At 45.4% G+C, this 11,723-nt stretch carries 10 protein-coding genes; 6 read left to right on the top strand and 4 right to left on the bottom strand.

Going from position 1 to position 11,723, the window contains the following annotated elements; genetic code table 11:
• Positions 1-60: 60 nt before the first annotated feature.
• Positions 61-249: a DUF3545 family protein gene (locus BCT34_RS06485; RefSeq protein WP_017059319.1), complete on the bottom strand. Its 189-nt coding sequence runs from the start codon at positions 247-249 to the stop codon at positions 61-63.
• A gap of 709 nt (positions 250-958) precedes the next feature.
• Here BCT34_RS06485 and BCT34_RS06480 point away from each other — a divergent pair.
• Complete coding sequence (locus tag BCT34_RS06480; protein ID WP_076655214.1) at positions 959-2,386, top strand: sodium:alanine symporter family protein; 1,428 nt, start codon at positions 959-961, stop codon at positions 2,384-2,386.
• A gap of 189 nt (positions 2,387-2,575) precedes the next feature.
• Positions 2,576-3,352 (top strand): peroxide stress protein YaaA, encoded by a 777-nt coding sequence (gene yaaA / locus BCT34_RS06475; protein WP_076655206.1) that lies wholly within the window; start codon positions 2,576-2,578, stop codon positions 3,350-3,352.
• Positions 3,353-3,465: 113 nt separating this feature from the next.
• Here yaaA and srmB read toward each other — a convergent pair whose 3' ends face one another.
• On the bottom strand, positions 3,466-4,731 hold the full coding sequence (srmB, locus tag BCT34_RS06470; RefSeq protein ID WP_076655203.1) for an ATP-dependent RNA helicase SrmB: 1,266 nt from the start codon (positions 4,729-4,731) through the stop codon (positions 3,466-3,468).
• A 107-nt stretch (positions 4,732-4,838) separates the two neighbouring features.
• Positions 4,839-5,567, bottom strand: a complete 729-nt coding sequence (locus tag BCT34_RS06465; RefSeq protein ID WP_076655200.1) for a methyltransferase — start codon at positions 5,565-5,567, stop codon at positions 4,839-4,841.
• A 314-nt stretch (positions 5,568-5,881) separates the two neighbouring features.
• Between BCT34_RS06465 and brnQ the strand changes: the two genes are divergently transcribed.
• On the top strand, positions 5,882-7,195 hold the full coding sequence (gene brnQ, locus BCT34_RS06460; protein ID WP_076655197.1) for a branched-chain amino acid transport system II carrier protein: 1,314 nt from the start codon (positions 5,882-5,884) through the stop codon (positions 7,193-7,195).
• A gap of 121 nt (positions 7,196-7,316) precedes the next feature.
• Here brnQ and fldB read toward each other — a convergent pair whose 3' ends face one another.
• A complete protein-coding gene (fldB, locus tag BCT34_RS06455; protein ID WP_076655195.1) occupies positions 7,317-7,838 on the bottom strand; it encodes a flavodoxin FldB in 522 nt (173 codons plus the stop codon).
• 150 nt (positions 7,839-7,988) lie between these two features.
• On the opposite strand from fldB, the gene xerD reads away from it, so the two are divergent.
• The 3 genes from xerD (at position 7,989) to recJ (ending at position 11,524) form a co-directional block, all read left to right on the top strand.
• The gene (gene xerD / locus BCT34_RS06450; protein ID WP_076655192.1) at positions 7,989-8,903 is read left to right on the top strand and encodes a site-specific tyrosine recombinase XerD; all 915 of its coding nucleotides are present in this window, start codon (positions 7,989-7,991) and stop codon (positions 8,901-8,903) included.
• A gap of 26 nt (positions 8,904-8,929) precedes the next feature.
• Positions 8,930-9,709 (top strand): thioredoxin fold domain-containing protein, encoded by a 780-nt coding sequence (locus tag BCT34_RS06445; RefSeq protein ID WP_076655189.1) that lies wholly within the window; start codon positions 8,930-8,932, stop codon positions 9,707-9,709.
• Between the two features lie 78 nt (positions 9,710-9,787).
• Positions 9,788-11,524, top strand: a complete 1,737-nt coding sequence (recJ, locus tag BCT34_RS06440; RefSeq protein WP_076655186.1) for a single-stranded-DNA-specific exonuclease RecJ — start codon at positions 9,788-9,790, stop codon at positions 11,522-11,524.
• Positions 11,525-11,723: the final 199 nt, after the last annotated feature.

Here is an 11,723-nt window from a genome sequence, read left to right as displayed (position 1 = left end):
TAAACGATCGGCATTACCTTTAATAGGTGCCTTTTGCTATCTGATTTCTTATCGTGCTGATTAAAGCTTTATATCGTCAAGGCTAAAATCAAGACCTAGGTTCATCTCTCTCAGCTCTTTTTCAAGCTGTCTACGATCGTTGATGGCTTCGATTTCACGCCACTTACGCTTAAGTGGTTTCGAGCGTGATTTTTGAGTTACACGAGGCATTTCTAGTTCTGATACTTCATCGAATTGAAAGCTATCCATAAGCCATATCTCCTTCCGTGGGACTAGTTCTTACGAACCATTAAATATCATATTTAGGTTTACAATAACTTTGATTTGTTTCTCATTTGTTTCAAAATCATGAAGCTTTTGTTCTGTTTTCTTATGCATGCTCACACATTGCGAGAATTTTTATGTACAAAAAACAAGCAAACAAACCTAAGTAAACGATTAAATTGGGGGTTATTGAATGTTAATTCATTGTGCGAATGGAATAGCGTTTTGGCTATAGTGCATTGAAGTGCACATGGTGCCATGCGGTATAGGGATCTTATCGACCTAGGAAAAAACGAAGATCTTCACTATACCTTGTAAAACCTAGGCTGACGTCATTTTTATAGGATGATGTTTTCATTGAGGTAATGCCGTGGCTGTTGTTGATATTATGTCCCGATAATGTGGCTTTTATTAGGCTCAATTGTTGAAAGTTGTGTTAACAAAAGGTGTGTTATTAGTGAAATGTCATTTTAATATAAGTGCATTTGCATATTGATTTTTAGGCCGTCTCGCTGCATTATCCGCCCGTCAAAAAATACACCGATACGTAAAATGGATGCATGAAGCGACATTTACAGTCTCAATCGCTGCAAGAATATAACAAGAGTGCCGACACAACATTGACAGAGGCATAGGCGATTAAGAGGAAGGCTAGGAAGCATGATCGGTGCTTAAACTCAATTACGAGGTTCACGTGACAGACTTAATCAATTTGATGAACGATCTCCTTTGGGGATCTATCTTAGTTTACTTACTGGTTGGTGTGGGTATCTACTTCACCGTACGACTAGGCTTCATTCAATTCCGCCATTTCGGCCACATGTTCTCCGTTCTAAAGAACAGCCGCAAAGCAGACAGTGCTGGTATCTCTTCTTTCCAAGCTCTTTGTACTAGTCTAGCTGCTCGTGTAGGTACGGGTAACATGGCAGGTGTTGCTGTAGCACTAACCGCTGGTGGTCCTGGTGCTATCTTCTGGATGTGGCTAATCGCAATGCTAGGTATGGCAACATCGTTTGCAGAAAGCACACTGGCACAGCTATACAAAACGCGTGATAACGACGGTAACTACCGCGGCGGCCCTGCATACTACATGGAGAAAGGCCTAGGCATGCGTTGGATGGGGGTTCTGTTCTCTATCTTCCTAATCATTGCATTCGGTCTTGTATTCAACGCGGTTCAAGCGAACGCGATTGCAAGCGCAATGAACACAGCATTCGATCTTGAGCGTAGCTACGTTGGCGTTGGTATCGTGATCATCTCTGCATTCGTTATCTTCGGTGGTATCCGTAAGATTGCACGTACGGCAGAAATCATCGTTCCAATCATGGCATTGGCTTACCTAGCGATTGCTATGTACGTGATGTTTGCGAACATCGAGAAAGTGCCTGATGTACTGGCTCTTATCTTCAAGAGCGCATTCGGTCTGCAAGAAGCAGCAGCGGGTGGCCTTGGTTACGCAATCGCACAAGCGATGATTAACGGCATCAAACGTGGTTTGTTCTCGAACGAAGCGGGTATGGGTTCTGCGCCAAACGCTGCAGCTTCTGCTACGCCTTACCCACCGCACCCGGCATCACAAGGTTACGTGCAAATGCTAGGCGTGTTCATGGATACCATTGTTATCTGTTCAGCAACAGTAGCAATCATCCTGATGTCTGGTGAGTATGTACCACACGGTGAAGTAACGGGTATCGAACTAACGCAACGTGCACTAACAGCACAAGTAGGCGAATGGGGCGGCATCTTTGTAGCGGTAGCGATTTTCTTCTTCGCTTTCACTTCAATCATTGCAAACTACTCGTACGCTGAAACGAACCTTATCTTCCTTGAGCACAACAACAAGAAAGGCCTAGTGCTGTTCCGTATTGTTGTACTGGGTATGGTTATGTTCGGTTCTCTAGCGACTCTACCAACGGTGTGGGCACTGGCTGACGTATCGATGGGCCTAATGGCGATTGTTAACTTGGTAGCGATTATCCTGCTATCAGGCATCGTGATTAAGCTAGCGAAAGATTACAACCGCCAACTAGACGCGGGTAAAGTACCAACGTTCGACTCGAATGACTTCCCAGAGCTTAAGTCTCAGCTGGAAGACGGTATTTGGGACAACAACAAGAAATAATCTTGTTAGAGCGTTAAACGGCTCATCCTAAAGTGATTAGAAAGGCTAAGGTTTCGACCTTAGCCTTTTTCTTTGTCTGTTATTTGGTTCATCCAGTCTATTGAAGTAATAGGAAGAGTCATAAAGACAAGTTGATGTTTTTTCTATACTCTAGCTGCATCCAGTTAGATAACCGATTAGGGTAAAGTTATGTTAGTTGTCGTTTCTCCAGCCAAAACACTTGATTACGAATCACCATTAGCGACGGAACGCTTTAGTCAGCCAGAGTTTGTTGAACACTCCGCTGAGCTGATTGAAGAGTGCCGCAAGCTGACGCCTGTCGATATTTCTGCACTGATGAAAGTCAGCGATAAAATCGCAGGGTTGAACGTAGCGCGTTTTGAGCAGTGGAGTGAGACCTTTACCCAAGACAACGCACGCCAAGCAATCCTAGCCTTTAAGGGCGATGTATACACCGGCCTAGACGCTGAGACGCTATCGGACGAAGATTTTGATTACGCACAAAACCACCTGCGCATGCTTTCTGGGTTATATGGCTTGCTTAAGCCGTTAGATTTGATGCAGCCTTACCGTCTTGAGATGGGTACACGCTTAGCGAATGCTCGTGGTACTAACTTGTATCAGTTCTGGGGCAACATCATCACAGACAAGCTAAATGAAGCGTTGAGTGCTCAAGGCGACAATGTGTTGATCAACCTAGCGTCTAACGAATACTTTAAAGCTGTGAAGCCGAAGAGCTTGGATGGCCAAGTGATTACCCCTGTATTCAAAGACTGTAAGAACGGTCAATACAAGGTGATCAGTTTCTATGCGAAGAAAGCGCGTGGCATGATGGCTCGCTACATTATCGAGAACAAGATCAACTCGGTTGAGGCGTTGACTCAGTTTGATACGGCGGGTTACTACTTCGTTGAAGAAGAGTCGAACGCGAAAGAGTTAGTCTTCAAGCGTGAAGAGCAAAACTAGACGTTATTGATTAATGGTCGTCACGCTCTATGGCGAGATACCAACCAGATAGAGAAAAGCCCCATGCAGCGAACTGCATGGGGCTTTTTTATTGAATCGTTGAAAGTGCTAGATTACTTCTTCTTTGCTGCTTTCTTTTTCTTCGCGATTTTTTTCTTTTTCGCGATTTTTTGTTTCTCTACCGCTTTTTTATCTTCTTTCTTCGGCTTCTTCTTCTTAGTCACCGCCGCTTTCTTATGCGTAGGGCGCATGCCTTCGATGAAGCGTTCTTTGATTGGTTCGTCGGTGTAACGAGCCACACGCTCAATCATCAGTTGATCGTGCGCTTCAATGATAGAAACCGCGTTACCTTTTTTACCAGCACGAGCAGTACGGCCGATACGGTGTAGGTATACGTCAGCCGTACGTGGCATGTCGTAGTTGATTACGTGGCTTACGTCTGGAAGGTCGATACCACGAGCCGCAACGTCAGTCGCTAGTAGTACGTTTACAGAGCCGTCACGGAAACGAGCAATTGCGTTGTTACGACGATCTTGAGGCATTTCACCTTGGATCCACGCACATGGGATTTGCGCGCTTTCAAGTTGAGCTCGTAGATCACCAAGACGATCACGCGTCTTCAAGAACACGATGCTGCGTTCAGCTTGTTCTGTGATGATGTGCTTTAGGATGTTCAGCTTGTGCTCTGCTGTGTCTGCACGGTGGTACCACTGAGTGATCTTCTTACGCTCACGAAGTGATGATTTCGCATCGATCTCCGCTGGGTTGTTTAGTAGATCTTCAGTGAAGCCTTCAATGCCTTTACCTTCTAGCGTTGCTGAGAAAAGTAAAGTTTGTTTACGCCAGCGACACTCTGCAGACAGACGGTCAACAACAGGTCCAAAGCCCATGTCTAGCATGCGGTCGGCTTCATCTAGAACTAGCCATTCAATCGCACGGCAGTCAAAACGCTCGCCTTCAATGTATTCCATCAAACGGCCCGGTGTTGCTACTACGATATCCTGAGTTGTGCTTAAGATATCAGCGTGCTCTTGGTACATAACACCGCCCGTGATCGTAAAGATATTTAGGCTAGTGTATTTAGCAAGCTCACGCGCTTGTTCGGTGATCTGCATTGCTAGCTCACGCGTTGGCGTCAGGATAAGCATACGTGCAGGGCCAGATTTCTTACGTGGGAAATCCAGTAGGTATTGCAGTGCTGGCAATACAAATGAAGCTGTCTTACCAGTACCTGTTGGCGCAGAAGCCAAAACGTCTCTTCCATCTAACGCTTGTGGGATTGCTTCAGCTTGTATCTGTGTTGGACGTTCGTAGCCCATTTCGTCAATTGCTTTAAGCAGCTCTTGGTTTAGATCGAGTTCTGCAAAGGTTCTGATCACTGTTGTTTCTCCACAAGCAATAAATGTTTCTGCCTCAAAAAGCAGACGATAAAAAAGAGTAGTCGGACATTATAGAAGCATTAGTGATTAGGATCACATGGTATTTGCTACATCTTGAGATAAAAATCTTTCGTGAGCGCAATAAATGCTTCGCTATAACCACCTTGGTGGTGAATGGTAAGCGATTCGCGCTGCAAATCTTGCTTGCAAGTAGGATCTTTAGATAACTCAAACAAAATTCGACTTGCTGGCTTTTTGTCCGTCGTTTTCACGTCCAGACGTTTTGCTAGATACCAACCACATAGCTCGGCAAGCTTGATAAAGCCTTCTCCCTCAGGAGTAGGCAGGATGAAACTGGCGGTGGCTGTCTCAGTGGTTATCTCGAAACAACGCTGGGCAAGCGCTAGATGATCCAAGCTGTCGGTGTGTCTGGCGGTCGCTCTTTGGCTTTGCTGTGCTTGTTCTCCTGAGTTGAAGTAGGGCGGGTTACAGATGATCGCATCAAATCTTTGTGGAAAATCGGCCGTTAACACGCTGCCGTGATGAAGGGAGATGCGATCTTGCCAAGGTGACTGTTCAATATTGACTGTGGCAGCATCAATGGCGTGTTGATCAATATCTACCGCAGAGATTAATGCATCCTCAAAACGCTGCGCTGCCATCAAGGCTAGCAGACCTGTCCCTGTTCCAATATCGAGTACACATGATCTTTGTGGCAGGCATACCCACGCGCCAAGTAGCACGCCATCGGTACTGACTGGCATACCGCTTTGTCCACCGTAAATTGAGAATTGTTTAAAATTGAAGCTTTTAGTCTGCACGATTTTGTCTTTCATTAATGTTCTGAGTATCGAGATATTTTAAGTGATTAGCTCTATTGTTAACCGCTTGTATGGATCAATGTTCTGCTTTAGAAACTATTGTTGTGAATTATGGTTAGTTTATAATTGTGGCTATTTTTTCATATCTAGTGGAATCCACTGCTTTTTAATCTCATATGCAAATTTATATGGTGTTTTTGTGTGGTGACTTGCAGCTAGCCAAGTGTTTCGTCATTATGCGCGACTATTTTATAGATTGATTGGCAGCTTTGAGCTGTAACATTCATGTAAGCACAACATAAATTCATAAATATAATTAAGGATTATCTGTGAAACAGAGTCTAAAACTAACAGATATAATGGCATTGGGCTTTATGCTTTTTGCGTTTTTCTTGGGTGCGGGTAACATCATCTTCCCACCTCTAGCTGGCCAATTGGCTGGTGACCACTTTCTTCCAGCGATGTCTGGTTTTCTGCTGACTGCCGTTGGTCTGCCGTTAATCACGATTGTAGCTGTTGCCGTGGCGGGTGGTTCTTGGGGTCACTTAACTAAAGATCTTCCAAAGCAAGCTGCAACCATCATGGCTGTGCTGATCTTTATCATTATCGGTCCTGCATTTGCTGCACCACGTACTGGCCTTGTTGCCTATGAGATGGCGGTGAAACCGTTCTTCATCGATGCCTCTCAAGCTCACCTAACTCTCTTTTCGATTGCATTTTTTGTAGTGGCGATGTTCTTCTCTTGGTCGCAAGGTAAGCTTATTGACGTGATTGGCAAGGTACTGACTCCTGTACTATTCGTTGGTTTGGTTGTACTGGCGATTGCTGTATTCGTTAACCCTCAAGGCGATGTTCTTGCGGCTCACGGTGAGTACATCACTCAGCCACTGACTAAAGGTTTCCTTGAAGGCTATAACACCATGGATACTTTTGCTTCTTTGATGTTTGGTATGCTGATTGTTGATGCGATTCGTAGCAAGGGCATTACTGACCGTGCTGCGACGACTAAGTACCTAATTAGCGCGGGTTGTATTGCTGCAGCGGGTCTAGCGTTCGTTTACATCTCTCTGTTCTTCCTAGGCGCAACAAGTGCAACAGTAGCTGCGGGTGCAGACAATGGCGGCGCTATCTTAAGCCTATACGTTCAATCCTTGTTTGGTCCTTCTGGTCAGTTAGTGCTTTCTGTTATCGTGCTATTAGCGTGTCTAACAACGGCGATTGGCCTAGTGTCAGCATGTTCTGATTACTTCAGCTCGCTAACGCCTCTGTCTTACAAGACTTGGGTAATCATCAACGGTGTAGCTTGTGCAACCGTTGCGAACGTTGGCCTTTCTCAACTGATTTCTCTTTCTGTTCCAGTGTTGTTTGCACTGTACCCAGTCGCTATCGCGTTGGTTGCTCTGACATTCTTGCGTAGCCGTTTCCCTAATCCAAAAGCGGCTTACCGCGTAGTGGTATTAGTGTCACTGATGTTTGCTCTTATTGATGGCGCTAAAGTAGCGGGTGTGGATGTGTCTGCACTTAAGATGCTGCCACTGTTTGAGATCGGTATGGGTTGGTTGCTTCCAACAACTGCTGCAATCATCTGTATGTTCTTCGTTGGTAAATCAACAGAGCAAGAGATGGCTGAAGAGACGATTTAATCTTTCCGTTGAGATTAAACAATCACTAGACATAGAAAAGGCCTCATTACTTCGCAGTAATGAGGCCTTTTTGTATTCTGTGTGTTTTTATATGAATAGGTCTTCGAGAGCGAATATTCGCTTATAGCTTTTCGCTGTATTCAACCAGCACTTGCTCAACCCAGCTCGCGATACGCTCGTCGCTAAGCTCGTATTGTGAATCTTCATCAAGCGCCAAGCCAACGAATTGAGATTGGTCTTCCGTTAACGCTTTAGACGCTTCGAATTCGTAGCTGTCATCATTTGGCCAGAAGCCAACAAACTCTGCACCAGCGGTTTTCAGTTCATCATGCAATAGACCCATCGCATCTAGGAACCATTCGCCGTAGCCTTCTTGGTCACCTAAACCAAACAGAGCCACAACCTTGCCTTTCATTGGCGTGGTTGCTATGTCTTCCCACAGCTCATTCCAATCTTCTTGGATTTCACCAAAGTCCCAAGTCGAGATGCCTAGTAATAAAAGGTCGTAGTCCGCCATTAATGAAAGAGGGGTTTCTTTCACGTTATGGATATCAACTAGGTCTTCACCAATAATGCCGCGAATTTTCTCTGCTGCCATTTCTGTGTAGCAGGTGGTTGAGCCGTAAAATAATCCAATTTTCATAGCAAACGTTCGATTTTAATTTCAGATGGCGAATTCTAACCATAAATTGAGTTCGATTGCAGCGATTATCCGCTCAAGTCGTAATTTTTATGGCATTCATATTTGCTCTGGCATACTCTCAAAATAGTTTCCAATATTGTGAGTAACACTATGCAGTCGCCTCAAGGGCAGAGCGCAGACCACGGTCTCGTTGAGCAATTTTTAGATGCTATGTGGATGGAGCGAGGGTTATCAGAGAATACGCTTGTCTCGTATCGAACCGATTTGTCTAAGCTTCTAACGTGGATGGAAAAGAATAATTACCGTCTCGATTTTATTAGCCTTTCAGGGTTACAGGATTATCAAGGTTGGTTAGCCGACGCCGATTTTAAGCAGACTTCTCGTGCTCGTATGTTGTCGGCGATTCGCCGCTTGTTCCAATACTTACACCGCGAAAAAATCAGAGGTGATGATCCAAGTGCTTTGTTGATCAGCCCTAAGCTGCCGCAACGCTTGCCAAAAGATTTAAGCGAAGAGCAGGTTGATGCTTTACTTGATGCGCCAGATCCGAACGATCCGATTGAGCTTCGCGATAAGGCGATGCTTGAGTTACTCTATGCAACCGGTTTGCGTGTGACAGAACTCGTTAGCTTGACGATGGAAAACATCAGCCTAAGACAAGGCGTGGTGCGTGTTATTGGTAAGGGTGGCAAAGAACGCTTGGTACCCATGGGCGAAAATGCTGTCGATTGGATAGAGACATTTATTGAACAAGGTCGCCCTCAGCTGCTTGGTGAAAACAGCTCTGATGTGGTTTTTCCGAGTAAGCGTGCCAAGCAAATGACCCGTCAGACGTTCTGGTACCGTATTAAGCATTACTCGGTGATTGCAGGTATCGACACTGAATTATTGTCACCACACGTATTGAGACACGCTTTTGCGACTCATTTACTGAACTATGGGGCAGATCTCAGGGTCGTACAGATGTTGCTTGGGCATAGTGACTTATCGACAACCCAAATTTATACTCATGTGGCGACTGAAAGGCTGAAGCAAATTCACGCGCAGCATCACCCACGTGCTTAAATCCATTTATTTTTAAGGTGAACTTAATGAGCGTATTACGCCGTCTTCCTCTATTAGCGCTTCCTCTCATGATTACTGCATGTAATGCATCAGAAGCGAAAGTAGAAACAACATCAACAGCCGTAGAAGCTGCTCCAGCTCAAGCTATTGATACTGCAGCGTTAACTAAGCGTTTTGAAAAAATCGGTATTAAAGTCGATAAGATTGTTCCTTCGGATATCGATGGTCTTTTAGAAGTTCAAACCAACAGCGGTATTATCTTTTCTTCTCCAGAGGGCGATCACTTTCTAGCCGGTACACTTTACTCTTTGGATGACAACGGTAAGTTCAGTGATGTTTTGGCTGAGCGTCAAGCTCCGTTGAATGCTGAAAAAGTTGCGGCGATGTCGGATACGGTTATCGAATATAAAGCCGATAACGAAAAGTATGTTGTGACGGTATTTACTGACATTACGTGTGGCTACTGTGTTCGTCTGCACAGCCAAATGCAAGGCTACAACGACTTAGGTATCACGGTTCGTTACATGGCTTACCCACGTCAAGGTGCGACAGGACAAGTTGCCGATCAAATGGCTGCAATCTGGGCATCTGATGATCCAAAAACAGCTATGCACGACGCTAAAGTAAACCGTCAAATGCCAGCGTCTGGTAAAGACCTAGCAGAGCAAAAGCAGATCATTGTTAAACAATACCAATTGGGTCGAGAGCTTGGCATCAATGGAACACCAGCTATCGTGCTAGCAAGTGGTGAGTTGGTGAGTGGTTACTTACCGCCAGCACAACTTCTTCAACGTTTAGAGCAATAATCTCGTTTTCTGTATTGCCAATTTCCCCTATGTTTTTGATTTAAGGAGTGGCCTGATTGATATCGGGCCCATTTTCATATGATAGAGATCCAACGCCGTCCTGAGGTCGACATTTCAGTCTTACCTGCTCACTTACCTGACTTGTTAAAGCGAATTTATGTGAGTCGTGGAATCGACAGTGCCGATCAACTAGAGACAGCAGCGAAAGGCTTGCACTCTTATCAAAAACTGGGCGGCATTGATGCTGCGGTTGAGTTGTTGTTCAAAGCGATTCAGCAGCAAAAACGCATCATCATTGTTGGTGATTTTGATGCCGATGGCGCGACCAGCTCGGCGTTGTCTGTTTTAGCGTTACGTATGCTCGGCAGCTCTAACGTTGACTATCTGGTACCAAACCGTTTTGAAGATGGTTATGGCTTGAGCCCTGAGGTTGTCGAACAGGCAATCGAGCTTGGTGCTGAAGTGATCATGACGGTTGATAATGGTGTCTCCTCGATCGAAGGTGTGCGCTTTGCCAAAGAGAAAGGACTAGAAGTTCTGGTTACCGACCATCACTTACCGGGCAATGAACTGCCAATGGTTGATGCGATGGTGAACCCAAACCTTGAGAGCTGTGCTTTTCCGTCTAAAGCCCTAGCGGGTGTTGGCGTCGCGTTCTACCTGATGATGGCGCTGTGTGTTCACATGCGTAAACTGAATTGGTTTGCAGGACGTGGCATGACCGAGCCTAAGCTGATGGAGTTGATTGACCTTGTGGCGCTAGGTACGGTTGCCGACGTGGTTCCTCTTGATGAGAACAACCGCATCTTGGTACATCAAGGTTTACAACGTATTCGTGCGGGTAAAGCTCGTCCGGGTATTCAAGCCTTGATCGAAATTGCTAAGCGGGACCCTAAGCGTTTGGTGGCGTCTGATTTTGGTTTTGCACTTGGCCCTCGTATTAATGCGGCCGGCCGACTGGATGACATGTCTTTTGGTGTTGAGCTGCTAATGAGCAACAATATCCATGCCGCGCGTCGAATGGCTAGTGAGCTGGATGGCTTGAACCAAACGCGTAAAGAGATCGAAGAAGGCATGAAGCAAGAGGCGATGGCTTTTTGTGAGCGCCTTGAGTTTGGTAAAGACGATCTGCCTTCGGGGTTAGCGTTATTTCAACGTGATTGGCACCAAGGTGTCATTGGCATCTTGGCTTCGCGTATCAAAGACAAATACCACCGCCCTGTGATTGCGTTTGCTGATGGTGGGGAAGGCAGTATCAAAGGTTCTTGCCGCTCAATTCCGGGTTTACACATGCGTGATGCTTTAGACCGAATTGATACGCAAAATCCAGGTTTGATTCTTAAGTTTGGCGGCCACGCAATGGCGGCTGGCTTAACCATCATGGAAAAGGACTTTGAACGCTTCAGCAAACTATTCAATGATGTCGTGAAGAATGAACTTGGAGAAACAGCACTTAAGGGCATTATTTTGTCTGATGGTGAGCTGTTACCTGAAGAGTTCTCGATGCACACTGCTGAAACGCTGCGTGCTGGTGGCCCGTGGGGGCAAGCTTTCCCTGAGCCCATCTTCGACGGTGAGTTTAAAGTGCTGCACCAAAAGCTAGTGGGTGAAAAACACCTGAAACTGATGCTCGAGCCGTTGTACAAAGGCCACCCAACCAATGTGATGATTGACGGTATTGCCTTTAATGTCGATTTACGTCGCTGGCCTGATGCCTCCGTGAAAACCGTTCACCTTGCATTTAAGCTCGATATCAACGAATTTCGCGGCAACCAATCGTTGCAGCTGATGATTGATCATATCGAAGCCAAATAGTTATTTTGGGCTTAATAATGCTCATCATATAGCGCCAAATTCAACAAGCTCTGTTCAAAAACAGGGCTTGTTTTCCTTCCTGCCCTTACAAATTTTACGTGTTTTTTCTGCCTGTCAATTTTATATCCCATTAAGTTGTTGAATCTTGGTTCGGCACTCTAAAAAATTCTGTATCTCCGTCACACTTTTGAGTACAATT

Source organism: Vibrio sp. 10N.261.45.E2, assembly GCF_002875705.1.
Classification (GTDB): Bacteria; Pseudomonadota; Gammaproteobacteria; order Enterobacterales; family Vibrionaceae; genus Vibrio.
This window is presented reverse-complemented; position numbering and strand designations above follow the sequence as displayed.

Coding starts and splice junctions, on each gene's coding strand:
- BCT34_RS06445 (WP_076655189.1), top strand. CDS start 8,930: ATGAGCGTATTACGCCGTCTTCCTCTATTAGCGCTTCCTCTCATGATT.
- fldB (WP_076655195.1), bottom strand. CDS start 7,838: ATGAAAATTGGATTATTTTACGGCTCAACCACCTGCTACACAGAAATG.
- BCT34_RS06465 (WP_076655200.1), bottom strand. CDS start 5,567: ATGAAAGACAAAATCGTGCAGACTAAAAGCTTCAATTTTAAACAATTC.
- recJ (WP_076655186.1), top strand. CDS start 9,788: ATGATAGAGATCCAACGCCGTCCTGAGGTCGACATTTCAGTCTTACCT.
- yaaA (WP_076655206.1), top strand. CDS start 2,576: ATGTTAGTTGTCGTTTCTCCAGCCAAAACACTTGATTACGAATCACCA.
- BCT34_RS06485 (WP_017059319.1), bottom strand. CDS start 249: ATGGATAGCTTTCAATTCGATGAAGTATCAGAACTAGAAATGCCTCGT.
- xerD (WP_076655192.1), top strand. CDS start 7,989: ATGCAGTCGCCTCAAGGGCAGAGCGCAGACCACGGTCTCGTTGAGCAA.